The following is a 24,962-nucleotide window of genomic DNA, read 5'->3' as shown; positions in this document are numbered from 1 at the left end:
CTGTGGCCTAATGCCACTCACCCCAGGGGCCGGATACAGCTCCGGCCAGGCAAGGTACACTGCCGCTCATCGCCGTGCAGTCGTACCGTTTTGCCCTTTCCTTACGGCTGGGTCCCGCCGCCTGCGCCTGCTCATCGCCGTGACGCAGGTCCGGTACGTCTGCTCATCGCCGTGACGCACCTGCCCCGAGAGTACACCCTGCTCATCGCGAGGAATTTTTCCCGGAGCACTTCTTGCCAGTGAATTCGCCCGCTCATCGCTGGCGACCACTCCGGGGCTTCCACCCGTATCAAGAGAAAGGCGTCCTGATAGGCAAGAAGTTTAAAACTTGTGTCTATATCCTTAACCCAAAGGTTAGCAGGTTACCATGTGGCTGTCAAGTGGTTTTCTGAAAAATTTTCCGGCGCAGTTCACCCGGCGCAAAGAGCAGTTCGTCCGCGGTGTACATTTTGCCCGGCGGGGTGAGGATTTTTCCTTCCCGGAGGGTCGGGAAAATATATACGTCGGCATTCGGAACAGGGTTTTCCTCCCGGCGGGGAGCGTCAATGATCCATTGAGTTGCATTATCAGCAACGGTAAAACGCATTTCTGCCATAACAACGCTTTTCCCGTTCCTAACCACCTGCCATTTAAAACCGGGCACTTCGTTCCTGGCCAGAGCATAGAAAAGCCCCAGCGCAGCCAGGCGGCAGGCTTCCTGTGCGTCCTTCGGCGGCCTGCCGTCGGCCGGAAGCCAGAGACGGAACTGCCCCTTGAATTGCCCTATTTCGGCAAATACGTTGACCCATCGGACCATTCCAGCCCACCACAGGCTGTTGAACGCCGAACCAGCTACTTTACGGTGACAGGACAACGCGGTGGCCGCCGCGCCGGTAGTCATTGCCGTGGCTTCAGCCAGCATTTCCATTAGTTCGAAGGCTCTACCGGTATAATCTATGGATTCGTTGTCCCCCCGCTTGTATTGAGGCATGCCCAGGGCAATCCCTTTTGCGTAATTAATACCTTTGCTCGGAGGCCCGTTCCCTGCGTTTTCTTGCACGTTGCCGCCTCCTTCCCCGGATTCTTTCTTCGTCCCAGCGCACCAGGTGGAGCACTCTGTTGTCCGGATCGTACCTCTGCACCTGGTATTTCACGGTTTCCCCAATCTTTACCTGTTCGCTCTTAGGGTATGGGGCGATACCGACCAAACCGGGTTTCGTTTGAACGAAGGCGATATTATCTTTAATTTGAATTATTTTCCCGGTTACCATCTCGCCACGGACATATTCTCCGGGTTGCCACGGGTCTATCATTGAAACGTCGATTTTCTTTGCCGCTTTGTCGATTCCGGTCACTTGCACTTTTACGAATTGTCCCGGGGGATACTGTACTTCAACGGGTACTGCCCGGGACAACTTTATTTCTCTCCGGGGTATCCTGACTAATACGCCACCACCGATGTCCACAACAATGCCACTCGGAGAGGACGCCCTGACCAGCGCAAGCAGTTGCTCCGATTCTTCCAACTGTTCAATCATACGGCGCAGATTTTCTTCCACGACCTCTTTTCTGGTAAGGGCGACTATGCTGTTTTTTCGGTCGATTCCCTTGATTTTCGCCGCCACAACTTGATGTTTGAACCAGTTCATTGATGTACCTTCCGGAAGTCCGCTTTCCGATTCGGGAATTAACCCAACGATACCGAACAAGTCTTCCTGCTCTCCAAAGCTGACCTCCCAGGTGTAACCATGGCCGTTAATTGACCTTACGTTGACTATGGTTACGTTCAAGGTTTGTTCCTTGTCCCTTGCCGTGTAAAGAGCGTCCCAGGGATCTATATCCCTGTAATTGGTTCCTTCCGGCGCAAAACGCATGTCCTATCCCTCCTGTCGGTTTTTAAACTCGAATTCTATTTTGCCGCCTTCTCCCAGGACCAGGGCGGCTTCGAAGTCCTTGCCGGCCCTGGACTTAAAGCCCTTGATAACGGCGGTCCTGCCCTTCTGGAGCAGTTCTTTTGCCTGGTTGGCCGCAATCTTTTTCCCGGCGATCTCCTTCCAGATAACGAATTTACAACCCTCCTTCCATCCCGCGCAGCCGTAGCCCTTCTTCCCCTCGATGACATCCTTGCCGCAGAGGGGACATTTGCCCAGGGCCCGGCCTGCATGGTCGGCAAATTCGAAGTTGACTTTGCCGTCTTCCCCCAGGGTCAATATGGCGTCGAAACTCTTGCCGGCTTTGGATTTAAAGCCCTTAATTACGCCGGTTCTGCCTTTTTGGAGTAACTCCTGTGCTTGTTTGGCTGTAATCTTCTTTCCGGCGATTTCCTTCCAGATGGCGAACCCGCAGCCCTCCTTGTACCCGCTGCAACCGTATGATCTGGCAAACTCCAGCACGTCACGGCCGCACAGAGGGCACCTGCCTATCACATCCTTCTGATGTACCGCGCCGTTTGCTTCCTGTTCTTTTGCCATGGCCACCACCTCCCCGGTGAAGTTCTTGAGGCCGTGCAACCACGTCCGGGCGTCCTCCAGCCCCTCCTCTATACGCCGCAGCCCGTCTTCCCATTGAGCGGTCAGTTCCACCGATTTCAGTTTTTCCGGCACCAGGTCTATCAGTGCTTCACCCCGCGGGGTGGGTACCAGGGTTTTCTTGCGGCGCTCGATGTATCCCCGCTTGATCAGTGTTTCGATGATTGCCGCCCTGGTGGCGGGGGTGCCGATGCCGCCGGCGGCCTTGAGGGTTTCGGCCATTTCCCTATCGTCCAAAAGGCGGCCGGCATTTTCCATGGCCGCCAGAAGCGTGGCTTCGGTGTACCGTTTCGGCGGCTTCGTTTGCCGCTCGACGGCCCCCGCTTCTTCGACGCCGACCGTCTCGCCTTCGGCCAGGGGCGGGAGCGGTTGTGATTCTCCGTCTTCGTCTTTCCCATCCTTTTCCTCCTTTTCTTCCGGCCCGTATACCGCTTTCCAGCCCGGCTCGATCTCGACCCGGCCCCCGGATTTGAAAGTCTCGCCCCCGGCTTCGGTGACCACGGCGGTTTCGTCGTAGGTTGCCGGGGGGTAAAACATGGCCAGGAATCTCCGGACCACCAGATCATATACCTGTCGTTCCCCGGGGTTGAGGGCCGCCGGGTCCGGAGTCACGTCCGTGGGGATGATGGCGTGGTGGTCAGTGACTCCGGCGTCGTCGATGTGACGTTTGCCCGGCATCATCCCCGGCCTTATACGGCGGACCAGTTCCCCGTATTCCGGGCATTTTTCCAGGGCGGCCAGGCGTTTTTGCAGGGTGTCCCGCGCCAGTGCCTCCGTTAGATGGCGGCTGTCGGTCCTGGGGTAGGTGATCAGTTTGTGCTTCTCGTACAGAGATTGGGCCGTGTCCAGGACCTTCTGGGCCGTCATTCCGTACTTCCGGTTGGCTTCTTTCTGCAGGTCGTTCAGGTTGAAGAGCAGGGGTGGGGCCTCCGTTTTGGTGCGTTTTTGAACCTCTGCCACCCTGCCGGAACCGGCGGCCAGGGCGGCCCGTACCAGTTCCTCCGCCCGTGATTTTTCTTTGATGCGGCTCTCGCCACCCCTGAACCACCTGCCCCGGTAGGTGGCCCCGCCGCTTTTCCGGAAGGTGGCCCGAACCTCCCAGTAAGTCTCCGGCTTAAAACCCCGGATTTCCCTTTCCCGCTGCACCACCAGGGCCAGGGTGGGCGTCTGCACCCTGCCGACAGAAAGCAGGGTTTTGTGTTTCACCGAAAACGCCCGGGTGGCGTTGATCCCCACAATCCAGTCGGCTTCGGCCCGGGCCCTGGCCGCCGCTGCCAGGTTGTCCAGTTCGCGGCCGTCCTTTAGCTTTTTGAAGGCATCCCTTATGGCGGAGGGGGTGGCCTCCGAAAGCCACAGGCGTTTGATTGGCTTCCTGCAGCCGCACCACTCGTATATGCGGCGGAAGATCAGTTCCCCCTCACGCCCCGCGTCACAGGCGTTGATTACTTCCGCCACGTCCGCCGAATTTAGCAGTTGCTTCAGGATCTTGAGTTGCTTCGCACCACTCCTGATTGGATGCAGTTTGAACTCCTCCGGAAGGATGGGAAGCTGCTCAAGAGTCCATTTGACGAGGGCCGGGTCGTATTCGTGCGCGTCGGCCAGTTCCAGGAGGTGGCCCAGCGCCCAGGAGATGACCAGACGGTCATCCTCCAGGTAGCCGTCTTTCTGCGCGAATTTCCCCAGGGCGGAGGCAATGTCGCGGGCGACGGACGGTTTTTCGGCAATAACCAATGTGCGCAAAGGTGCTATTCCCCCTTTTTGCCGATCAGGGCCGCAAGGTCCGGGTTGCTGGTGACCACCGCCTTTTCCACCTCGCTCCAGGCCCTGAACCTGATCACCCTGTCGGCGTTCCATCTCGCGCCCTTCCCGGCGGGCAGCTTCCTGTTGTACGGCCAGTCTTTCAGCCACAACGCCGGCACCTTGTTGAGCAGGGCCGCTGCGAGCACCGGATCGTCTTCAAAGACTGCCACGGCCTGCAGTTCTTTCGTGGCCACCTCCGCCTTCTCCCTGCCTGTCCAGGCCGCACAGCACCTGGTCCGCAGGGAAACCGTGTTTCTGCAGCCAGCGCACGGTGAGAAAAAGGGCGTCCCCGGGGCGGGAGCTGATGTAGGCGATGCGGTAGCCGAGGTCCGCCAGGGTTTTCAGCGTCTCGGCTGCGCGGGGGAACGGTTCCGCCCTCTGCAGGAGCCTCATACCTTCTTCAGTATTGAAAAACCCCGGCGGCACTTCCGGCGCCGGGTATTTGTTCAGCGGCACACCGAACCTGCGCACCAGTTCCAGGTTCGTGTTTGCCACGGTGTTGTCCACGTCTACGGCAATCCACATGTGTCTTCATCCTTTCTTCCAGGTGGGCCAGGACCCGCCGGGGGTCCACGCCCGCCAGCTCGAATATACCATGCTCGTAGCCGTCCTCCAGTACCGCTTTCTGATGAATTTCCGGGCGTCGGCTTTGATATGCCTGGCGGAATAGTCGTGTGAGTCATACCTCACCGGGTTTACAGCGTCTTTAACCGCCTGAAGCACGACTGCCCGCGCCAATCGGGTGTATGCGGGTTCGAACATTAAAACCACCTCGCTCAAAGGTTCATGAATGCTTCCACATCAAACTCCACGGTCTTCTTGGGAGCTTTCCGGGTGCTGGTACACGCTCCACCGGTAAGCTTTTGCGCAATCCCGGCCAATTGGCGCTCTATCTCCAACAGCCGCTCTTCAAGACGGATGCCCGTGTCGATAAGTTCCCTCGCCCTGGCCGCCCGCTGGCCGGGAGGGTAACGGAACAGCGGGTGGTCAGCCGGCAGCCGCAATTCCAACCGCTTATACTTTGTCTTATTCCTCGCCACGATGAACCACTCCTGTAAGAGCACCGGTACCTTCTTTTCCAGGCGTCATGCGGCTTCAGACCTCTTTTTCCCGCTCCGGTTCCGGCACTCAATGGCCACGATGATCAGCGCCACAAAGGAGTACCGGTACCTGAAGCGAAAAATTGCCCTCAAAACCTGATTTTACGCGCTTTTGAGGGTTCCGGTTACAACCCTCAAAAATCCTTCCGCGTTAGCCCACTGCGGGTCCGGCAGGACCTCGGCCGCCGGGAACATATCCGTCAGCTCCGGCAACGCTACCGCCCCACCGCCGGCCAGGTAGAACTTCGCCACGAAGTCTCCTTTCTGCCCCAGGGCCGCAAGCACGCGGTCGGCTATGGCCCGGGCGGTATTGACGCGTGCCGCCTTCACCGATGCCGTCAGGTCCAGTTCCCTGCCCCGGAACGTTACCCTGCCCTGAGCGGCTACGGCTGCTGCCACGTTCATATCCAGCGGAGCCCCTGTCTCGGATCCGAAGGCGGCTGCCACAGTTTCATACATCTGGAAGACGCCGTACTCAACAGAACCGCCACCTTCGGGACCGACCATACCACCGGCCACCTTAGCCAGTACGTAGTCCGTGGTTTTGAAACCCACGTCCACGAGGCATATTAGACTGTTCTCCGGCAGGTCTGAGGCCGTCAACAGCGCTCCAGCCCCCTGGGGGATATACCACCACCTTCCCGAAGGAGACCCGGGCGAGGGGACCGTCGTCTACAGACACCTTCGCGTGCAGAGCCTCCAGCTGTTTACGCAGTTCTTCCTTCTGCAAGCGGTAGTAGGCTACGGGAAGCCCGACCACCAGGGTAGCACCCTCCCGGGCCTCCAGGAGCCTGGGCGGCTGCCAGTACGAGGATGTCGTGGTTGGGATGTCTGTGTTTCTCCCGGTCCAGGGTAAACGTCGCCCCCTGGCCTTCCCGCAGGGCCAGCTCACCCACGAAAGTACTTTTTGGTATCGCGTTTTTGGTATCGCCGTTCAATCTGCGGATTTCAACCACGTGGCCGGAGCAGTTACGGGACAGTTCAGCCAGCGGTAGTTCGCTGTATGGGGAGCTACGACGGAAGGGAATGAGCACCCGTCGTCTGGAGACACGGCCTTAGTATGGCTGTAACCCACGTCGATAGCTATCATAAAACCAGCTCCTTTCGGTAAATGGTCACAAAAAAAGCGCGTTAAACGCGCTATTTCTCAAAGCACCCGTTTTACCACACCGATAACACTAGTATAAAACACTAGTGTTATCTATTTCCCCACTGCCTTCCCCACCGCCACCTTACTTATGCCCGCCAGCACCCGGACCACCTCCCCCGAAAACCCCTGTTTTTCCAGTTCCGCCAGGGCTTCGGCCCGTGTAAAACTTTTGTCCCTGTAGGGCCGGTGCTCTAAGAGCGCCGTATAGACTTCCACCGCCGCCACGATGACGGACAGCGGGTATATATCCCCGTCCTTCAGCCCGTTCGGGTAACCGGAGCCGTCCGGCCTCTCATGATGTTCCCTGACCACACGGCACACCGGATCCGGCACGTCAGGCCAGTATTCCCGAAGGCAATACTCCCCCTGCTATGGGGTGGGCGTTAACCAGCTTCCGGTCGTCGTCGCTCAAACGGGCTTTGCTTACCAGCGCTGAAGGCCAGGTAATCTTGCCGCAGTCGTGGTAAAAGGCCGCCTGAGTGAGCCACTCCAGCTCTTTTTCCTGCAAGCCCAGCGCCCGGCCCTACAGCTTCGGCGCACACCGCCGTGGCGATGGCGTGATAATACAGCGTCTCGTGCCAGGCCAGCATCTGCATGGCCAGCCTGTTTGGCCCCTGGTACTTCAACATCTCGGCCAGCCACCCGGGCAAGCCCGGGCGGTGAAGGATGAATTTGCGCATTTGTGAGACCACCTTTCTTTTTACAGTTTCACAAACATTTTCATAGTTTTACAAAACTCCGCAATAAATCTTTAACGAACCCTTAAAAGACCTGCAATAAATATCTGCTTAAATAAGTGTCGATGGTGCCTGATGCCTAAAAACCTCTTTCGGGGAGGTGATACGGAAAGCCTCCAGCCGGAGCCACCCTGCGCCCCGGCCAACCCCGGAGGCGGAAAGTATCTGCACTTCTAACCGGCAAAAGAAGGAGTACGAAATATCCAGGGGAGGGAGTTTGCGGTGAAAAGAAAAGTTGCCGTGATTATCGCTGTTGCCTTTGCTGCGGTTGCGCTTCTTTCGGGTGTCGCCCTGGCACAAACCGCGGGAGACCAGTCCGGGGTGCCCGCACCGTTCCAGGTCTTCCTGGAAAAACTGGCGGCCAACCTGGGCGTAGAACAGGGCAAACTGATGAATGCCATCAAGCAAACCGAACTACAAATGGTTGATGAAGCCGTTCAGCAGGGCAAGCTGACTTCCGACCAGGCACAAAAAATCAAGGACAGGATAGAACAGGGTAAGTTCTTCCCGATGGAACTGTTCCATGGCCCCAAAGACGGCGAAAAAGCCGGGGAATTCGCGGGCAAACGGTTAGATGTGCTGGCTCAGGTTCTCGGTATGAGTGCCGACGAACTCAAAACCGAACTACAGCAGGGTAAGAAAATTTACGACATCGCTAAGGAAAAAGGACTTACTATGGATCAACTGCACCAGAAGCTCCTCGAAGCCAGAATCCAGGCCATCCAGCAGGCGGTGAAAGACGGCAAGATATCTCAGGACAAAGCCGACAAAATGATCCAGCGGCTGCAAAACGCACCGCAGGACAGGGGTTTCGAACACTTTGGCCCGCCTGCCTCTGACGAACAGTAAGTCGTCATTCCGGCACAACCCTGCTGAAATCTCGGCGGCCTGCCCCGGAGAAGGGGCGGGCTGCTCTGTTTACCGCTGCCCGTCCACTCGCCTTAACTGGCTGAAGAATATAGACACTCCCTTCCACCAGTCGGTGTCCTCGGCGTACCTGTACCTCGGGTTCAACGGCGAATCTATCCACTGTATGGGATTCATGCCCGGGGGACAGTTCGCGGACAGTCGGTTCACCGTTTGGGCGGCAATCATGGCGGACTGCTCAAACCCCGGAGCGTAGACTTGCCAGGACCCGTACACATTGAACGGGTTTTTGATCATCTCCATGGCCCCCGACGCCCCTACCGGTACGAATGACTGTTCCTGGCCGGTGATAGCCAACAGTAGCAGGGGGTTGACGTCGTACCTCCTGCCCGCCGCGTCCAGCGCGTCGAGATATTTTCTTTCGGCCAGCATAGAATTCTTCGCGGCCAGCCAGGCGATCACCGCCTCCGGGTTGTTTACGGGCCGGTACTTTATTTCCTCCGGAGTGACCGCAGGGACGTGTTTCAACTGTCCTTCCGTGAGCAGGTAGGGCACACCAATGGGGCGTGCGTGGAACTCGAACGGGTTGAATTCCGCTTCGGCGTTCGGTTTCAGCTTCATCACCATGCCGACCAGTTGTTGCGGAGCAGGAAAACCGCCCGGGGATTTAGATGACTTTGAATCTTCACCGGGCAGGGGCAGCACGTTGGTGATGACCTTCCCGGGCTCTATCTCTTTTTCGGCCGGGAGCACCACCTGTACCGGGGCCGGTTTTTCCAGAGCGCTGACCAGTATCTTTCTAACGTCGCCCCTGGGCTCCCACCCGTCTCCCTTGAGCAAGGCGAATATCTCGTCAGCCCAGGAGCGGTATGGCTCCGGTATGGCCACCCCGCCGGTGGAAACGTTGAAGAGGCGCGATATGGCATTGCCGGCCGGGTAAACCTTTATCCCCCTGTCCCCGTACTGCACGGTCATGGGCAGGTCCGGTATCCTGGCGGCCCGGAGCAGGACGAGTTTATCCTTGTAAAGGACCTGGGCCGACTCGCCGCTCACCTCCACCCTGCCGCCCAGTTCGCGCAGCGTGAGAGTCAGGGAAACAAAGCCGTTTCGTGAGTAGATCTCCGGCAGGTCGGTGTCCAGAATTGATTCGAGCCGGGGCAGGTTTTCCCGGGGAAGCCATACAGTGCCGTTGGGCTCCACAAAGGCACCCAGGTCGTAAACGGGAACCCGGACATCCGGGGTCGTCCCGTCCTGCCCGCTGGCGGTAAGACAGAACGCAGCCAGGCCAATACTGAAAACAAGTGTGCAGATAAAGACCACGTTCTTCAAGGCCGTGCCGCAGTCCCTCAGAACGTTGCGGAAATTTCCGTACCGCATTTTTGCTCATCCTCCAGCAATTCCCCCAGCACCTTCAGTTCGGGCACGAACAACGCGGGCGGTTTCCCGGCGTAAATGCCTTCCAAAACCGGGGCGGGAACGTCCGGTATGACGCACCGGCATTTGACCATCCCGGCCCTTTCCACGTCCGACACCGTAACTTTTTTATTGGTGGTCACACGGTTGGCTACCAGCACCACCCTGTTGTAGTCAATTAAATTCTTGAGCGTTTTGAGTTTACCGTGCAGTATGATCAGCCGGGCGTAGTCCAGGTCGGCCACAACGACAATCTTTGAAGCCGCCGAAAAAAGATAGGACGCAAGCACGGGGTCCAGATCGCGCGGCGTATCCACGACCACCAGGTTACTTCTCTGGCTCAACGAGCCCAATAGAATGGCCAGTCTCTCCCTGTCGATTACCGGGGGACGGTCCGGCGCGGGCGAGTACACCGTCAGGCCGGAAGGCATCTGGAGCTGGTAGCCGGGTGTGCCGGGATCGCTCAGTGCCTGCGCCAGCACTTCCCGCCCGGGCGGTACGTTCAACCACAGGGCGCAGGACGACTGCGATACGTCCAGGTCCACCAGGGCTACGGAACGCCCCGACTGCACCGCGCAGGCGGCGAGGTTCACGGCGGTGAAGGTTTTCCCTGCGGAAACCGGTGAATAGACCATCACCAGGTTGGGCAACCGGTGCCTGCTTTTCCTGCCCGGCAACCTGGTTGATAACCTGGAAGGAAAGGAACGGATGTTATTTGCAGCGGGTTTTTGGGCAGGTTCGCGTACCGGATTCAACACACCCGGGTAATTTCCGAAAAGCATCCGCTCCAACTCGGCGAAATTGAAGTTGCGGGGGAGGATGGCACAGTTCTGCTTTACGCAGCGCAGGGTAACCTCGTCATTTTCAAACCTGTCAACGTGCAGGATGACCCGGGTGTAACCGGCTGCCTCCTGCAACAACTCCAGCATGTCAGTACGGCCCGGAAGGGTGTCCTCAATAATCAGCACATCGGGCCGCTCACTGATAACCGAAGGTATGACTTTTTCACGTTCCGTAACCGTTGAATATTCCACGCGCACGCTCTCAAGGAAGTCTGAAATATCCCTGTTGTCGCTGGCCAGAAGAACCTTCAACACGGATCCCTCCCGAATTTCTTGTCTCCAAACAAAAAGCCGGGCTGGTACCCGGCTATTGGGTCAACATCACTTTCGAGAAAGAAGCCACGTTCCCCTGGACGATGAGGAACGGGTTCTGAACCAGGTAGGCCTGTCGTCCTCCGCTGTCGGAGGCGGTGAAGGTGACCGCTATGGTGGTGCCGTCCGGTGCCTCGGGCGACACCTGGTATTCGCCCACCCAGGTATTTGTCTCCGGCAGTGAGGGGTCCCGGGGCATCAGTATCACCAGCTGGCCGTCACTGAACTGGGCCACCACCTGGGTGGCCAGGCCGGTGGTGGTCACCTGGAACTGCACCCTGGAACCGGCGTAGACCGTCACCGGGAAGGTGGTTATGGGCGGGTCCACCACCGGCTGTTCGGGGGCCCCCGGCGGGTACGTTATCGCCGTTATTTTCAGGTCGGTAATTTTAAGTTTGCTGACTTCGAGAATAACCTCAAAGATTTTCGGGGTTACGGTAACGTCGGTGGTGTCCAGAACCGCATGGACTGCAAACCGGTTACCCGGGTTGACTGCCACCCAGCTTCCCGGCGTTACTTCCGACCAGGTGATACCCCCGTCCGAGCTGACGTACCAGGTTACAGAAGTACCAGGGGGTAGATCCTGGTTAACCGTCAGCCTTATTGTGTTGTAAACTTCGCCGGTCGTAACCACTTTGGAATAATAATCCTTCGGGTGCAGGTATCCGGAAGAGGAGAGGGTGAGTCCGGTAACTTCAAGGGCCGGGTTTTCCGTTACACTGCCCGTGTCGTCATCGTAGGTGTAATACTTTACTTCCCCCTCCCGGGTTAACACGGCGTAATCGTAAGCCCCGGGTTTCAGCGAAAGCGCCACGGGACCCGATATGGGTGAGGCCGACAGGGCGACAGCGCTCCGGTAACCCCCCGTGTCGTCCTGCAGGAAGTAGGAAACGCCCCGGTTGTCCAAAATCCCCACGGCACCCGGCGAGCTGCTTGCCGACACCACCCCGTTCAAACCCGTTGTGTCGCGCAGGCCGTTCCTGACGTAGTTTCCGGTGGCATCGTCGTAAACGTAGTAATAGAATGCGTCCCCGGCGGCAACCACTATGTCCGGCGTGCCGGGGACCACGGAAATCGCAACCGGATCAGAGAGGCCGGTGCTGAAGGTAATAGCCGGCACCAGGCTACCCCCGGACGCATCGTAGATCATTACCGTGCCGGACCTGGTGAGGACGGCGGCCTTATCGGCATCCGACCAGGCACTCACGGCGATTACGTCGGTCAATCCGGTAACCTGAAGATTGGGGCTGGTGGCCATCTGGGAACCGTTGAACTTGTAAAGGGTTAAAGAAGTGCTCGTGAGCGCCCAGATGTCCGGCGCATCCTGCCTGACAGCCACCCCTATGGCGCTGGTAACAGTCGGCACGGAAAGGGCCGGGTTTTTAGTCATTTTACCCGTGGCGTCGTCGTAGCTGTAGACGTTGATACCCTCTCCGGTGACCACGGCATATTCATACCCGAACTCTTTCATGGCCAGGGCGCTGGGCATGGCCTGCATGGGCAGGGAGACGTAACCCTGCGCGGTGTTGACGTAGGCCGACGTTTTATTCAGGTCGACGTAATCCGTGTTATCAAAGGAGTCGTGGAGGATAACTTCGGCTGCACCGGCCGGCGGAGGGTGGTAAAGCATCACCATGAGGATTGATAGTATCAGAAAACCTGCTCTTTTAAGCATTGCCCTCGCCCCCCTAAAGCCGGTCGATACGGGTTATTTTCCACGTTCCCGCACAGTCGGCGGCGGTGAACATTACGTCCATCTTGATCGGCTCCCTCCCGGGGTATTTTACCGTGTAGGAACCGTGAACGAGAAAATACCCGTTTCCTTCTCCCACCGGGGTCAGCAGGAAGTCCGACACGCTGCCCTGGAGGTTTACTTTTTTTATGTCGTGACGCTGGGCCTGGATCTTGGCCTGCCCGGTCAGGTGCTTTCCGGCTTCGGCCCAGTCCCCTTTCACGGCGGCAGTCACGTAAGTTTTTATTGCCGCGGAAAGCTCCTTCGGAATTTCGCTTTCTTCAAGCAGGGCGGGCAGCAACGGGTCGGACAGTTCCTGCTTGTAGATCAGCCACTTGCCCGCCTTTTTGGTAAGGTAAAACAAATAGTTCCAGCGGTCATGGCCCTGGGTAACGTCGGCGTGAACCAGGGCAAAACTGTCAGATTGGGTTATTACCTCCAGGTTCCGGCTCACCGGGACAGCCGGTTGGCCCTGAAAGTGTTTTGTGTTCTGGTTTGCGGCCGCAAGGGCTTCCCCGGTGAGGTAACTTGCGGCTTCCCGCCAGTTCATCTCACCTGCCGCCGCGATGTACTTTTCCACCGTTTTTTCTACCCCTGTTCCGGGTGGTGGCTTACTTCCGCACCCGGACAATATAACCAACAGGACCAGCACGCTCAAAACCAGCCGCATCAGCATCCCTCCCTTGAAAAAAGAAGCCCCGGTTTTACCCCGGGGCGAAACCATTTAAAGTTTCCAGATGGTAATTGCCTTTGTTGCAACGTTCCCGGCTTGGTCTTGAACACCAATTACAATTGTATTCGGGCCGGGACTCGTTAATGGTACGCTAACCTTACCATCAGCAGGAAGAGGAGAATATGCTCCACCATTGACGTTATAATTCAGATTTGCACTTTTGTTATCGCTCGCGGCTATAACCAGGCGTATGGAACTACCGCTTGTCGCCGTAGCCCCTGAAAGGGTTTTCACTTCAACTGAAGGCGGTACGTTATCGGTGGTAACTGTATTTTTGATGTCCGTTATGATGGTTTGCATATTGTTTACGGCAGTTATAGCTTCATTGGCCTTATCTCTGGCTTCTTTGGCCAGTGTGGCGGCGGACTTCCCTTCAGAGGAGTCCCACACCCGGCTCGCCGCCGTGTCGGCGGAAGATTTCGCGGTGTTGGCAGCGTTATAAGCGTTCTGGGCGTTAATTGCGGCGCTGTTAGCCGCATTATAGGCGTTCTGAGCATTAGTAGCCGCTACATTAGCTGCATCAGTGGCTGTTTTAGGAGAGTACCCAGAAAACGTTCCTGAAGTGGTTACCGTTGTTGAAAATGTTTGATATACAGGTTCATATGTTCCATCTAATGAATCTTCTATGCTTCCCATAACAAACCCACTGATCTTCCAAGTGCATCCGTCGTCAGGAACAGTAACAGAAGCACTAGAATAGTCTACCGATATCGGTAGGTTTTGGGCATATCCTTGAGTGACGTTATATCCAACCGCATATCCACCTGTCCAGTTATAGTAAATAGAGTACTTCCCTTTGGGCAATGACATATAATAAGTGTACGCTTCTGCTCTAATAGCGAATGTAGTAAAAAAGAGAAGAAATAAGAAAACATAAAATCCCACTTTCTTTGCTAGACGATTCATCTTTCTCTTAAGCCCCTTAAGTTCAAGTTTTTTGCCGAAATTGGCAGGTTTTTTCACCTGTCTTTCACCCCTTATAAATGTTTGTATCCAGGCTCTCTCCGTTTCGAAAATTTCTATCTATCCGGACGGATTCCGCGTCTACTGTTCAATCTTAAACACGCTCTTCGACGACAGCGGTATCGTGTCGCCAAACAAACTCCCCCCGAACAGAGCCCCCGCCCCGGGGACAATGCTCGGCTGGTTGTAGCGCACCTCCACCGTGGCGTAAGCCTGGCCCTCCGACACGTTGACCTGATCAACGTTATCGGGTTTGAGCCTGCCGTCGATCAGGGTCTCGTTGACTATATAGCTGGGGTCGCCCAGGCGGAGCGCCTGGTAACGCGCTCCCTCCCGGGCGGCGTCGATGACAACGATCTTGGCCCAGACGGCCAGGTTCAGGATCATGGGCACCAGCAAAAGGAAAAGCAGCACCGGTAACACAATGGAAAGCTCCGCGGTTAAAGTGCCCCGCTGATCGCGCTTAAAGCGTTTGAAAAAACGGTAAGCCAACGGTACATCACCCCGGGAAATAAAATTTCCGTCATACATCCCAGCATGATAAACACGGCAAATGGAAACTCGAAGTCCGCCCTTGCCGGCGGCTCGCTGGAAAAGTCGCGGCGGGCAATCTTGTAGAGCAGGTACTTGAAATACAGCCAGGTGTAACGGAGCAATTCGATTAACCTCCCCCGGACCGCCATGAATGCAACTCCCGAAACGGAGCTGAACAGCACGGCCCAGGCGACGGCGCCCACCGCGAACCACGGCCCGGCCACCGCGCCGACCGCCGCCGCCAGCTTGACATCACCCCCTCCCACGGCGCCGAAGAGAAACAGGCAGAACATCACGCCGAAACCGACCGCCATTCCCGCCAGGGAAAATACCAGGCCGCCGGGCCTGCCCAGTGTGTTTTCGAGCAGGCCCAGCAAGACCGCCGGGAAAACGAGCCTGTTGGGTATCAAACGTTCGCTTACGTCTACGCTGGCGGCACAGGCCAGCAGCATGGCAAGGATGAACATCGCGCCGCCCGGGCCGCCGGAATATGCGCCCAGGATTCCCAGGACGAAGGCTAAAACGAAAAGCAAAAATTCATGCCTTTCGTCCCGGTTCACGGCGAATATCAGGGAGGCGGCCGCGAGGTAAACGGCCATATCAATAAGTCTGGGCGGCAGCATCGTCCAGGGTCTGCCCCGTGCTTGTGGTCGTGCTTTTGACCTTGCCGAGCACGTATACCGCCGCTCCCAATGCGGCAGTACCCAGTACGGCTGCCAGGATGGCCGTCACCGGCAGGTCCGAGCCGCGCTCATCCCTGAAGCATTCGACTAAGGCAGTGGCTATTTTGCCGAACATAAGAAATCACCCCATCAATTTAGTTGGATTGAGGGGCGGGGGCATACCCCCCGCCTTTTAGCCGGAAAGTGTGCTGGCAATTTGCTGGTAGGCGTTGATGATGTGCGGCACCAGTATGCGCAACGACGCCAGGGCGGCGGTGCAGACCACCGCCGTCAGGATGGAAAACTCGCCGGAAAGCACCCCCCTTTCATCGCGCTTTAACTTCCGCAGTACCCTCAAACGTCACCACCTCCTTTCCCTTTTGAAAATAAAAGAAGCCCCGGCTTGGGGCCTACATGGTAAAGACTGCTTTTAAATTCATCGCTACCGGGCCGAGCATGAGCACGAACAGGGGCGGGAAGATAAACAGGAACAGGGGGGCCAGCATTTTCAAAGGGGCTTTCTGGGCCGCCTGGGCGTGCCTTTCCCAGGTGGACCTCCTGATCCGCTGCGCCTGGTCCTGAAGTATGGTGACAATGTTCGCCCCCCGTTCGGCCTGCTGGAGGGCGTCAACCAGGAGGTCCACGTCCTTCACGCCGATACGCTTTTTGAGGCTTTCGATGGCTTCCGAAAACCTCATCCGGCGCGTCTGGTCGAAGGCCGTTTCAAACTCCGCCGAAAGCACTCCGGGCATCCTGTCCGCCACGCGCCTCACCCCGGCTCTGATGTCCAGGCCGGCACGGCAGACTTTCTCCAGCATCCCCACGTACTTGAGGACTTCATCCTGCGCCCTGGCCTGGCGCATCTTCGCCCTGCCCTTGACATATGAGGCCGGGAGCAGGTAAAACATGAGCCCGTTGAAAATTCCCGCCGCCAGCATCCACGTATAATTGGGAGTGAAGAGCAGGCCTGTGAGCGCCCCCATCACCACACCGGACGTCCAGCGCAGGGCGTACAGTTCTTCGGGCTTGATCTCCATTCCGGCGCGGTAGATGATCAGCTCCCACCTTTCCAGCACCTGCGGTTTCGGCAAAAGCGGCCTGGTGAGCTTGAGCACCGCGTTGATGAACCCCCGTTTTATGTCCAGCGGTTCGTCACGCGGCAGCTCCCCCCTGATGTAAGCCGCGAGCCTGCTGCTGTTGTGCCTTTTCTCAACCTCCCACCAGGATATGAAACACGCGATCATGAAGAATACCGCCAGGCCGACGTGCCACGGTTGAAACTCCATGACTTCCACTCCCCTAATTCATTTTGAACTCCGCCATTTTGTAAATGCGCCACCAGCCGAAGAGGATGGACAGCAGGGATAAAATGACGGCCACCTGGCCGGATATGGTTTTGAGAAAGTCGTTGAAATAAGTGCCCCGGGAGACGATCTGGAGGGCCACCACAACCCCGAAGGGGACGATACCGACGATAATGCCGGAAAGGCGCATGGCTGAAGTCTGGGTGTTCAGGTTTTCCTGCATGGCGTGGACGTCCTTCAGGGTGGTGGCAATGTCGTCGAAGGAAGCGGCCATATCCCCGCCCAGCTGGGTGTGGATGTCCGCCACGACGCACACGGTCTTGTACTCGGCCAGGGGGATGTCCGGAATGGCCTCTTCCAGAGCCCTCACCGCCGGCCTGTTGCGCTGGATCCCGTCACGGATACGGCGCAGCACCGGCCCCAGGGGCTCCGCCACGCCGTCCGCGCAGGCCGTCACCGCCTGGGCCAGCGTGGCCCCCGACCGCAGGAGGTTGCCCATCCGGGTCAGCACGTCGGCCAGCTGCAGGACCATATCGAAACCGCGCTTTTTAGCCCGCTCCTTCATGTAAAACACCGGCATGTACATGCCCACCGGGACGGCCACCCAGGCCACCCCGGCGTGATGGAACAGCGCCATCAGCAGGGCGAACCCAGCCCCGCCGCAGAAAAGCATGATCAGCAGGACCTCCACCCCGCCCAGCTGCCAGCCCGCACCACGGGCCAGGTGTTCCAGGCGCACCAGAAATTCAAGCTTCGGCCCCTTTTCCCTTTTCTTTACCGGGACCTCATCCCGCCCGGTGACGATCATGAACTGCAGGTTCCTTTCCCTGTTCTGCATCAAAACGGTGGCAACCACCGTCAGCAGCACGCACAGGAAGGTACCTGCGCCCACCATGAGGCTGTAGTACATTACAGCACCACTCCTTCCCTGAACCAGTCCGGGAAGGTAAGCCGGTGCTTCTGGAACAGCGGAATGCACTTCTCCCATCCGGGAGCTACCACCAGGGCGTCCCGGTCGCGGTCGTACCGCAGGATGTCCTGCATGATCACGCTTTCACCCTGGCACCCGATTATACCGGTTATGTGGGTTATCCGGCGCTTCACTTCCCGGGGGACGTCTTCCTCTTCGCTCTCTTCGCCGTCCCAGTTGTCGAAATCGATCACCGTTTCGGCACCCTGGACGGTTTCTTCCAGCCGGTCCTGGTGGATCACCAGGTCCAGCCCGTCCACGATGGACTTGGCCACGAAAGAGCTGCTCACCCCGTTGGTGAAAGCCCTCTGGAACATGCCTTCGATCCGGGAGGGCAGTTCCGCCGGCGAATTGGCATGGATGGTGGTTATTATCTTGTGGCCGGTGTTGGCCGCCTGGAGCATATCCACCACTTCCGCGTCGCGCACCTCCCCGACGATGATCCAGTCGGGGTATTCGCGCAGGGCGTTTTTCACCAGGTAGCGGATGGTGATCTCACCTTCCCCCGCTATGTTCGGGGGGCGCGATTCGTGCACCAGGACGTGCTCCTGCTGTAACTGCAGTTCCACGGCGTCTTCGATGGTGACTATGCGGTGCCATTTGGGGATGAACCCGGACAGGGCGTTGGCCGTGGTGGTCTTGCCGGAACCGGTGTTGCCGGAAATGATGATGTGGAACCCGGCCCGGATGAGCGCCTTGCAAAGCCCGGCCACCCGGTGGGAAAGAGTGCCGCGTTTGATCAGTTCGTGGATGTTCATGTGCCGCTTGAACTTGCGGATTGTTATGAAAGGCCCGTTGACCGCCACCGGCCGGACGACGATGTTCACCCGGGACTTGTCGGGCAGCCGCGCGTCCACGATGGGGCTGGCTTCGTCCACGCGCCTGCCCGGCAGGGGGGCCAGGATCCGCTCTATGAGCAGGTAGATCTGCTCTATCGTCTGGAAGTCCCTGACGTACCTGAACTTTATCCCGTCCTTCTCTATCCAGATCTTCGGCCCCACGATCATGATCTCGGTCACGTTCTGGTCGTCGAGAAGCACCTGGATTATGCCGAACCCCAGCACTTCGTCGGTGATTTCCCGCGCCAGTTCGGCCAGGGCGGGGTCCACCACGCCGGGCAGGTTTGCGGCCGCTTCCCGGACGTAGCCGTATATGATCCGGTACACGGATTCCTTGATTTGTTCCCGGCGCTCGTAGGATGTATCCCGGTTTTCAAATTCCGCAAAGAACTTCCGGTCGATGGAATCGGTCTTGAGCAGGACCTTCTGCCTGATCTCCGCTTTTTCCCTTTCCCCGAGCGTCCCCGTGGTGGCCACGGTGGCGCCCTTTTCCATCAGTCTCTTTCTTAAAAGGCTCATGCTGTTGTTCAAAAGGCAACCCTCCTGCGGAAGAAGCTGAAGAACCGCCCGGTATTCTTCCCGGGCTCGATGTAGTTTGGGACGATCTGTTTTAAAATGCTGTTCATGGCTCTGGTGAACTTTCTGGTCCTCCGGCTTAAACCCACCGGCTCCAGCCTGTTAACCGCCACCTGGACACCAATATCCTCCGGTATCACGATCACTTCCGTAGCCGATGGGATTTCGTCCACCACGTCCATGCGCATGACGGAAAGCTTCGGGACCCGGTTGAGCACCATGTGGAGCTTGTTCAGCATCCCCAGGTCGGCCAGTATGTGCGCCCGCTTCATGGTGTTGCGCAAAGAAGTGACGTCGGGTACGTCGATCAGGAATATGTGCTGCGCGTTTTCCAGGGCCACCAGTGTCGCGTCCATCATCTCGGGCCGGGTGTCCACCAGCACGATGTCGAACCGCCGCTGCAGGGTGGTCAGGAGGTTCTGGGCCACTTCGGCCGTTATCACCGCCCCGTCCTCCTCTCTTTCCGGGCCGGACAGCACCATCAGCCTGCTGTTTCCGTTCGCTCCCGGCAGGGGGACGGGAGTGAGACAGCGGGTTATATCGTCCACCGCACCGTTTATCCAGTCCAGAACCGAAAACCGGGGTGAAACCCCGAGTTTCCTGGCCAGGGTGCCCGCAAAGGGGTCGAGATCCACTGCCACCACGCTGGCGTGAAAGCGCGGGTCCGTGGCCAGCATGACCGCCGTGGCGGCGGTGAGTACGGACTTCCCCTTCCCGCCGCCGGCGGAGTTGAACGCAATGGTCTGGCGCGGCACGTACTGCTGGGGAATTACCTGTAAATCATCACCCGGAGCGTTTTCCCGGAAGCGAGCGGATTTCCGGTGGCCGTTCGGCTCCGGCCGTACAGCCGGATGATATCCATCTTCGTTCCGGTGGCGGACCGGCTCCGGCCATCTAATCGGTTGATGTCCATCTCCGTAAAAATCGTCCCGGTTCACTCCCCTGCTTTGAGACGGCGCATCGTCGGGCACGACCGTTGTTCGTTCCAGGGGGCGGCGCAGTGGCCGCACCTCCCCGGTTTCCCCGGCACGGAGCAACGCCGCCAGGCGCACCGGGAGTTCGGATGACGCCCACACCCCGGCGTAACCGGCGGCCTCCGCCGCCTCGATTATCTCCAGGGAGAGATTATCGCTTACCAGGTAGCTCCTGCCCCCGATTCTCACGTCCTGCCAGCCCGGCACGGAGTCCGACACCACGGTTATGTCCGCCTGGCCGTTTAATTCGTTGACGCTTGAGCACTGTACGGCCCGGTGCCCCGGGGGAAGATCCGGAGGCACAAGGCCGCAAAAAACGACGTGCATTACTTTTCACCACCTTGCTGTTTGTTTTCAGTGTCATTCTGGTTTTGTACCGGGGTGCCGGAAAGCATCTTGGTTACGAAGCTCAAAGACGTGGTCGGTGAGGTGTTGGCCGCGTTTACGTTGGTTTCATAGGGGTTCAGTGCCAGGGAGATGGTTCCGGAGGAAAGAGCGAACTGCACCTCCTGGTTCTGCTGGGGGGTCATGGCCAGAATCACCCCCTCGGTCTGCTTCTCCCCCCGGATCACGTCCAGCACCTTGACGTTTGCCGCGATGATCCGGCACACCGGCTGGACGGCGCTGCCGCCGCCGGCAGGCAGCTTCATCGCGCCCACCACGTCAACCCTGTCCCCGGGCTCGATCCTGCCGCCCAGACTGCTGATGTGGTCCAGTTTCAAGGGCACGGCCCGCAGGTCGGGGTTGTTCTCCTCGGAGATCCGGGCCGTCAGCACGCTGCCCGGGGTGTTCTGGGCCAGGGCGCCTGCCCATATCGGCCAGCCCTCGGGAATCTCGGTCTTCGATACCTTGCCCACCACCCCTTTTACGCTGGGGTACATGCCGCGCCTTACGGCCGCCCGGGGCATCATTTCCACCTTCAGCTGGGCTTCGGTAATCCGGGTGAACGGCTGGATGTCTGTTGCCGCCACCACCACCGGCACCGAGCTGGTGGCACGGTTGATTATCTGCACCGCCCCGTAGGCGGCCACCAGCCCGAAAAGTATGCCGAAGGCCAGGATGTAAAAACTGCTGCTCCTCTTCTTGGCAAGGGTTTTTACGCTCGTATCCAGTGCTGACACTCCTTTCTCTAAGTTAGGGGTTCTTTTTGTTTGACCGCCGCTTCCGCCTTGCGGAAAACGGTTATCGTGTCCATGCCCATGATGGGTCCGAGCAGGCGCGTCCGGATCTCCGCCGTGATCTCCGCATGGTAGCTGTCCAGATAGCCGTCACCGTTGGCGTCGAACGGCCACCCGTGGTAGCTGGTTACCGTCACCCCCTCCCGGTCGAACCCGGCCGCGGCGATGTTCTGGTTGAAGGTGTCCTGGGCGTATTCGTCGCACAGGGGTACGGTAACCACGAGTATCTGGCCTTTGATGCCGCCGTAGTCGTCATAAAGAAACTCGGCGTGCACCGCGCTGGCCCCGGCCAGCGAAGCCGCGTCGCACATGGCCTGCAGCTGGTGCTTGAGGATGAAGGCCCGGCCCAGGTCCAGCCCCAGGGCGGTGAACAGCAGGATCAAGGTCAGCAGGATCGCCGCATAAGAGGTGATGGTCCCCCTCTGATCACGGAGTATGCGCATTGGGAAGCACAGGTTTATCGCCTCCTTTGCAAAAAGTGCCGGCAAAAAAATAAGCCCGGCGTCAGGCCGGGATGGAATGTTTCGGCGGCACGTTCCAGTGGAGGCCGAATCTCGCACCACAAATTACCAGCAAGCCCGAGGACACGATTAGAAACAGGGCGTTATTAAAAGACAGCGGGTCATGAAAGAAGGAGAAGCCGGAAAGGAGGTGGTATATTGCAAACGAATGGAGTGCGACCACCAGTTTACTTTGTTCCACCATCGCAACCAGAAACGGGTTGTTGCCGGTCGAGCAAAACGCGAATGTTTTGAAGTCCTGAGCGTTCAGCGGTCTCACCGGACCCCGGTTGGAAAACAGGTACAGCACAAACCATACAGGGAAGGTAATCACGATTAACAACCGGTCCCAAATCGTGAGCGAGTGAGCGGCATGATGTATGTTTTCGATAATCTCCCGGTAATAATGCTTTACCTGCTCGTCTCCATCCTTCTGGCCGTCATCGTCCACGAACTCGCCCATTTTACCGTAGCGAGGTTTTACGGTCTTCCGGTCAGGAGTATCGAGTTCGGGCGCGGAAAAAGCTACGAACTTTATTTTTTCCAGGTCGGAGGTATATTTGTTAGAATCAAGGCGGACTTTTTTCTCTGTGGTCGCTGCGACATTCCCCGGTGTATTGTCGAAAATATTCCCCGAACCAGCACCGTACTTCTCTTCTATTCCGCCGGCACCGTTGCAAATCTCATGATGGGCGCGGCCTACTTTCTCCACGGGGATTTTTTCAAGGTTCTTGCCGTTATCAACCTCGCCACAGGTGTTACAAACCTTCTTCCGCTGGGTAGCGACGGTAAGGTAATGCTCCTCGCGGTCAAAAACAAGTTTGCGGGAAAGCCACTGCCCGGGTCTATCTGGGTTGAATATGACGAATTTGCTAAGGAATTCCCTGCGATATTTCTTAAATTTCTTGTGACGCTTATTGTTGTCGCCTTCCTGGCCCTTGTAGTAGTTTGGGTCATTTACAAAAAAGCCGATCCAGAGGCGCTCGGGGTAATGCAAGTACGGACCGGGGTAAACAGCCGGCTGAATCAGCGGCCCGCCGCGCAACCAGCCGCGCAGGTTCAGTCTCAATCCCGGCATCATGCCGCAGTAAGGGCAATCATCGCTGGTGACCACGCCGCAGAGCATCTTCTTCTCCCGGTACGGGCGGTACGGATCAACGGGATATCTACAGCCGTTAATCTTGCAAAATACTTTCCTTTGCACAACTTCCAGTAAATCGAGCCACAACACAACCAATCCGGCACAAAGAAAGATTTTGCACGCAAACGCCGACAGTATCAGCCACTGCATGTAACCGCTATTCTGTCCATGCACGCCGGAATATAGATGGTAAATGTACAAACACGCAAAACTAAAAAAGGAAAGGAACCCCATTTTCACCATGACCAGATCGTTAATCTCGTGACAGGCGTTGTGAAACACCGGTGATTCCAGCGAAGTATACAGGGCGAACCTGAACCAGCGGTTGAACATAGCCGTGCCTCCTTTTTTCGTCCCAAGGAGCCCCGGATATAATCGAAATTCCTTTCTTCTCCGCTTCTACCACCATCTCCAAAAAAAAGAACCCGGTCAAAAGCGGGCAAATAAGTTAGGGTGTATAGTATTCGCATGTTTAACTCGCCACCTTAGATAAGCAAGCCTGCTGTCATATTTCTCTACTCACAGATTTAAGATATTGTTCTATTTCTTCCAACTCACTTTCCTGCAGTCCGGCAGCTTGTTCTTCCATGGCTTTGTATACTTCTTCCAATACAGCAATTCTAAATTCATCCATGGCAATTTTTACTTTCGCAGATGAGTAGTATTGGGGATCAGTATTGATTGCCCATTTAATATCACGAAGACACTCTAATATTTTTTTAACTACCTGATCGTAAAATACGTATGTATCTTTACCTACAGATTTTTTCATAAGTTCAACATAATGACGTAACTTTTTCAGAAGTTCTCCTTCTTTTTCTTTCAAACTTTCCTTGATAGCGTTCCTCTCTTCTTCTTGTTTTTTCTGCTTATACCTGGAATTTCGGCTCATGTAAATTCCCCCTTTTAATACATGAAGATAGCAATAAAAAAGCCCGGCACTGAGCCGGGCGAAAGGAAAGGGGAGGAATTTTTGGGGGAAGTCGGCCCGCCGCCCATCCGGGCCGGGGCTTCAGACCCCGGTTATCCGTCGCGAACGGGCCAGCGAAATCCCTATCCGGCCTACCAGGTCAGCAAACCGCATAATTTAGCATCACCCACTATATATGCGTCAAAATAAGCCCGGCGTCAGGCAGGGTTTATGATCAGTAAATCCCACTCCTCGGGTTTGCCCACATCCCTTTTAGACAGCACCTTACCGAACATCTTCTTCTGCATCTTCTGGAACCTTCTGCCTTCCCAGCCGGTCAGGTTTACCCTGGCCAGGCAAATCCCCTCCTTTTTGAACATCGCGTACCCAGTGAACGCTTTCTCCAATACCCCCGCAGCACGGCGGTTGAAGCTGTTGAACACCAGGGTGCCGGATAGTTTTCCTTCATCTACCAGCCGGCGCAGGAGCCGGGCGTCGTGCTCCATATCCCGGTTGTAGGTGTCCAGGTCGGGATATTTCCTGATACGGACGTGCAGTTCAAGGTACTTCTCACCTGCAGGTGCCCCGTGCTTCCGCAGTAACGGGGTGAGGATGAACGGCGGCCCCTTACGGATGACGAAAAACCGCAGCCCCATTTTATGCGACCGGTGCTTTTCATAGATCAGGGAGAACAACTGGAGCAGGACGTAAAGCAAAAAAATCAGGTAAAACGCCAGTCCCGCCTGGACGGGGACGAATAATGCCAGCACTGCGACAACCACCAGCCTCAGCGGCTTATACACGGCATCCTGCAGGTCCAGGGCGTAAAAATTATTGGCAAACAGCGTTATGCCCGATTGTCTGAACAGCTTTAACATCTCCCGGGCTTTTAATAACGAAGGCAGTATCCTGATTCCCCGGGTCACCGCGTAGGCGTCAAGAGCTATCAGGGTATTGAAGTAAAGTACGGCCATTATGAAGTTGTAAAGCAACTCCGAAGCTTCCTGTATGCGACCGTGTTCCACTAACAGGAGTATGAATTTGCTTACAACAAGGATGCTTATGATCAAAGAGCTGAATATAGCTATTCCACGCCATTTCCTCCCGCCGTAGATTTGGCCTGACCCGGGCAGGATTGCCGATAGGACTGCCGCTATAAACGGATATCTTTTCATGATTTCCCACCTCTCGCACTCCCTATTTCCCTAAAAAACAAAG

Annotated in this window: 32 protein-coding genes; 4 read left to right on the top strand and 28 right to left on the bottom strand. The window is 57.0% G+C overall.

Annotated features, from left to right (window positions below; translation table 11 throughout):
• Positions 1-376: 376 nt before the first annotated feature.
• From G7K71_RS18865 to G7K71_RS18845, 5 genes are read right to left on the bottom strand one after another with little or no spacing between them, the layout of a single operon-like run.
• Complete coding sequence (locus G7K71_RS18865; RefSeq protein ID WP_165859280.1) at positions 377-1,039, bottom strand: hypothetical protein; 663 nt, start codon at positions 1,037-1,039, stop codon at positions 377-379.
• Complete coding sequence (locus tag G7K71_RS18860; RefSeq protein WP_166344880.1) at positions 996-1,853, bottom strand: S1 RNA-binding domain-containing protein; 858 nt, start codon at positions 1,851-1,853, stop codon at positions 996-998. The genes G7K71_RS18865 and G7K71_RS18860 overlap by 44 nt, the downstream gene beginning before the upstream one ends.
• A 3-nt stretch (positions 1,854-1,856) precedes the next feature.
• Positions 1,857-4,247 carry a DNA topoisomerase 3 gene (locus G7K71_RS18855; RefSeq protein WP_166344878.1) on the bottom strand — a complete coding sequence of 797 codons (2,391 nt, stop codon included), beginning with the start codon at positions 4,245-4,247 and terminating at the stop codon, positions 1,857-1,859.
• Positions 4,248-4,252: 5 nt separating this feature from the next.
• Complete coding sequence (locus G7K71_RS18850; RefSeq protein ID WP_166349832.1) at positions 4,253-4,501, bottom strand: hypothetical protein; 249 nt, start codon at positions 4,499-4,501, stop codon at positions 4,253-4,255.
• Positions 4,464-4,832 (bottom strand): hypothetical protein, encoded by a 369-nt coding sequence (locus tag G7K71_RS18845; protein ID WP_166349829.1) that lies wholly within the window; start codon positions 4,830-4,832, stop codon positions 4,464-4,466. The genes G7K71_RS18850 and G7K71_RS18845 overlap by 38 nt, the downstream gene beginning before the upstream one ends.
• Here G7K71_RS18845 and G7K71_RS18840 point away from each other — a divergent pair.
• The gene (locus G7K71_RS18840; protein ID WP_166349826.1) at positions 4,831-4,977 is read left to right on the top strand and encodes a hypothetical protein; all 147 of its coding nucleotides are present in this window, start codon (positions 4,831-4,833) and stop codon (positions 4,975-4,977) included. The two genes, G7K71_RS18845 and G7K71_RS18840, sit on opposite strands and share 2 nt — an antisense overlap.
• Positions 4,978-5,083: 106 nt before the next feature.
• Here G7K71_RS18840 and G7K71_RS18835 read toward each other — a convergent pair whose 3' ends face one another.
• The 3 genes from G7K71_RS18835 to G7K71_RS19690 form a co-directional block, all read right to left on the bottom strand.
• On the bottom strand, positions 5,084-5,347 hold the full coding sequence (locus G7K71_RS18835; RefSeq protein WP_166344874.1) for a hypothetical protein: 264 nt from the start codon (positions 5,345-5,347) through the stop codon (positions 5,084-5,086).
• A gap of 162 nt (positions 5,348-5,509) precedes the next feature.
• Complete coding sequence (locus G7K71_RS19695; protein WP_243175199.1) at positions 5,510-6,010, bottom strand: hypothetical protein; 501 nt, start codon at positions 6,008-6,010, stop codon at positions 5,510-5,512.
• On the bottom strand, positions 5,928-6,167 hold the full coding sequence (locus G7K71_RS19690) for a hypothetical protein (protein WP_313885042.1): 240 nt from the start codon (positions 6,165-6,167) through the stop codon (positions 5,928-5,930). Before G7K71_RS19690 ends, G7K71_RS19695 begins: the two co-directional genes overlap by 83 nt.
• A gap of 67 nt (positions 6,168-6,234) precedes the next feature.
• Between G7K71_RS19690 and G7K71_RS19685 the strand changes: the two genes are divergently transcribed.
• Positions 6,235-6,402: a hypothetical protein gene (locus G7K71_RS19685; RefSeq protein WP_243175198.1), complete on the top strand. Its 168-nt coding sequence runs from the start codon at positions 6,235-6,237 to the stop codon at positions 6,400-6,402.
• 206 nt (positions 6,403-6,608) lie between these two features.
• Here the strand turns inward: G7K71_RS19685 and G7K71_RS19680 are convergent, their stop codons facing one another.
• Together G7K71_RS19680 and G7K71_RS19675 are read right to left on the bottom strand one after the other, a co-directional pair.
• A complete protein-coding gene (locus G7K71_RS19680) occupies positions 6,609-6,890 on the bottom strand; it encodes an HD domain-containing phosphohydrolase (protein WP_313885040.1) in 282 nt (93 codons plus the stop codon).
• A gap of 1 nt (position 6,891) precedes the next feature.
• Positions 6,892-7,065 carry a hypothetical protein gene (locus G7K71_RS19675; RefSeq protein WP_243175176.1) on the bottom strand — a complete coding sequence of 58 codons (174 nt, stop codon included), beginning with the start codon at positions 7,063-7,065 and terminating at the stop codon, positions 6,892-6,894.
• A 451-nt stretch (positions 7,066-7,516) separates the two neighbouring features.
• On the opposite strand from G7K71_RS19675, the gene G7K71_RS18820 reads away from it, so the two are divergent.
• Positions 7,517-8,143 carry a Fis family transcriptional regulator gene (locus G7K71_RS18820; RefSeq protein WP_166349823.1) on the top strand — a complete coding sequence of 209 codons (627 nt, stop codon included), beginning with the start codon at positions 7,517-7,519 and terminating at the stop codon, positions 8,141-8,143.
• Between the two features lie 69 nt (positions 8,144-8,212).
• Here the strand turns inward: G7K71_RS18820 and G7K71_RS18815 are convergent, their stop codons facing one another.
• From G7K71_RS18815 to G7K71_RS20330, 16 genes are all read right to left on the bottom strand, one after another.
• The gene (locus tag G7K71_RS18815) at positions 8,213-9,538 is read right to left on the bottom strand and encodes a hypothetical protein (RefSeq protein WP_166349820.1); all 1,326 of its coding nucleotides are present in this window, start codon (positions 9,536-9,538) and stop codon (positions 8,213-8,215) included.
• Positions 9,508-10,671 (bottom strand): division plane positioning ATPase MipZ, encoded by a 1,164-nt coding sequence (locus G7K71_RS18810; RefSeq protein ID WP_166349817.1) that lies wholly within the window; start codon positions 10,669-10,671, stop codon positions 9,508-9,510. The genes G7K71_RS18815 and G7K71_RS18810 overlap by 31 nt, the downstream gene beginning before the upstream one ends.
• A gap of 52 nt (positions 10,672-10,723) precedes the next feature.
• Positions 10,724-12,403, bottom strand: a complete 1,680-nt coding sequence (locus tag G7K71_RS18805) for a hypothetical protein (protein ID WP_166349814.1) — start codon at positions 12,401-12,403, stop codon at positions 10,724-10,726.
• A 13-nt stretch (positions 12,404-12,416) separates the two neighbouring features.
• Positions 12,417-13,130 carry a hypothetical protein gene (locus G7K71_RS18800; RefSeq protein ID WP_166349811.1) on the bottom strand — a complete coding sequence of 238 codons (714 nt, stop codon included), beginning with the start codon at positions 13,128-13,130 and terminating at the stop codon, positions 12,417-12,419.
• 54 nt (positions 13,131-13,184) lie between these two features.
• Positions 13,185-14,156: a hypothetical protein gene (locus G7K71_RS18795; protein ID WP_166349808.1), complete on the bottom strand. Its 972-nt coding sequence runs from the start codon at positions 14,154-14,156 to the stop codon at positions 13,185-13,187.
• An 81-nt stretch (positions 14,157-14,237) separates the two neighbouring features.
• On the bottom strand, positions 14,238-14,579 hold the full coding sequence (locus G7K71_RS18790; protein ID WP_313885039.1) for a pilus assembly protein: 342 nt from the start codon (positions 14,577-14,579) through the stop codon (positions 14,238-14,240).
• A gap of 17 nt (positions 14,580-14,596) precedes the next feature.
• The gene (locus G7K71_RS18785) at positions 14,597-15,313 is read right to left on the bottom strand and encodes a prepilin peptidase (RefSeq protein ID WP_166349802.1); all 717 of its coding nucleotides are present in this window, start codon (positions 15,311-15,313) and stop codon (positions 14,597-14,599) included.
• Positions 15,291-15,488 carry a hypothetical protein gene (locus G7K71_RS18780; RefSeq protein WP_166349799.1) on the bottom strand — a complete coding sequence of 66 codons (198 nt, stop codon included), beginning with the start codon at positions 15,486-15,488 and terminating at the stop codon, positions 15,291-15,293. Before G7K71_RS18780 ends, G7K71_RS18785 begins: the two co-directional genes overlap by 23 nt.
• 57 nt (positions 15,489-15,545) lie before the next feature.
• On the bottom strand, positions 15,546-15,710 hold the full coding sequence (locus G7K71_RS18775) for a hypothetical protein (protein WP_166349796.1): 165 nt from the start codon (positions 15,708-15,710) through the stop codon (positions 15,546-15,548).
• 52 nt (positions 15,711-15,762) lie between these two features.
• Positions 15,763-16,638 (bottom strand): type II secretion system F family protein, encoded by an 876-nt coding sequence (locus G7K71_RS18770; protein ID WP_166349793.1) that lies wholly within the window; start codon positions 16,636-16,638, stop codon positions 15,763-15,765.
• 13 nt (positions 16,639-16,651) lie between these two features.
• Entirely contained in the window at positions 16,652-17,566 is a 915-nt protein-coding gene (locus tag G7K71_RS18765) for a type II secretion system F family protein (protein ID WP_166349790.1), read from the bottom strand.
• The gene (locus G7K71_RS18760) at positions 17,566-18,996 is read right to left on the bottom strand and encodes a CpaF family protein (RefSeq protein WP_166349787.1); all 1,431 of its coding nucleotides are present in this window, start codon (positions 18,994-18,996) and stop codon (positions 17,566-17,568) included. Before G7K71_RS18760 ends, G7K71_RS18765 begins: the two co-directional genes overlap by 1 nt.
• A complete protein-coding gene (locus G7K71_RS18755) occupies positions 18,993-20,342 on the bottom strand; it encodes a hypothetical protein (protein ID WP_166349784.1) in 1,350 nt (449 codons plus the stop codon). The genes G7K71_RS18760 and G7K71_RS18755 overlap by 4 nt, the downstream gene beginning before the upstream one ends.
• Positions 20,342-21,136 (bottom strand): Flp pilus assembly protein CpaB, encoded by a 795-nt coding sequence (cpaB, locus tag G7K71_RS18750; RefSeq protein ID WP_166349781.1) that lies wholly within the window; start codon positions 21,134-21,136, stop codon positions 20,342-20,344. The genes G7K71_RS18755 and cpaB overlap by 1 nt, the downstream gene beginning before the upstream one ends.
• 8 nt (positions 21,137-21,144) lie before the next feature.
• The gene (locus G7K71_RS18745) at positions 21,145-21,636 is read right to left on the bottom strand and encodes a Tad domain-containing protein (RefSeq protein WP_166349778.1); all 492 of its coding nucleotides are present in this window, start codon (positions 21,634-21,636) and stop codon (positions 21,145-21,147) included.
• A 61-nt stretch (positions 21,637-21,697) separates the two neighbouring features.
• Positions 21,698-22,036 carry a hypothetical protein gene (locus G7K71_RS20330; protein ID WP_395858292.1) on the bottom strand — a complete coding sequence of 113 codons (339 nt, stop codon included), beginning with the start codon at positions 22,034-22,036 and terminating at the stop codon, positions 21,698-21,700.
• A 30-nt stretch (positions 22,037-22,066) separates the two neighbouring features.
• Between G7K71_RS20330 and G7K71_RS20325 the strand changes: the two genes are divergently transcribed.
• Entirely contained in the window at positions 22,067-22,909 is an 843-nt protein-coding gene (locus tag G7K71_RS20325) for a site-2 protease family protein (protein WP_395858291.1), read from the top strand.
• Positions 22,910-23,339: 430 nt separating this feature from the next.
• On the opposite strand, the gene G7K71_RS18735 is transcribed toward G7K71_RS20325, so the two are convergent.
• Both G7K71_RS18735 and G7K71_RS18730 read right to left on the bottom strand, forming a co-directional pair.
• The gene (locus G7K71_RS18735) at positions 23,340-23,726 is read right to left on the bottom strand and encodes a hypothetical protein (RefSeq protein ID WP_166349772.1); all 387 of its coding nucleotides are present in this window, start codon (positions 23,724-23,726) and stop codon (positions 23,340-23,342) included.
• 236 nt (positions 23,727-23,962) lie between these two features.
• On the bottom strand, positions 23,963-24,919 hold the full coding sequence (locus G7K71_RS18730) for a hypothetical protein (protein WP_166349769.1): 957 nt from the start codon (positions 24,917-24,919) through the stop codon (positions 23,963-23,965).
• Positions 24,920-24,962: the final 43 nt, after the last annotated feature.

Origin of the sequence: Desulfofundulus sp. TPOSR (assembly GCF_011393055.1) — a bacterium.
Lineage (GTDB): Bacteria > Bacillota > Desulfotomaculia > Desulfotomaculales > Desulfovirgulaceae > Desulfofundulus > Desulfofundulus kuznetsovii.
This window is presented reverse-complemented; position numbering and strand designations above follow the sequence as displayed.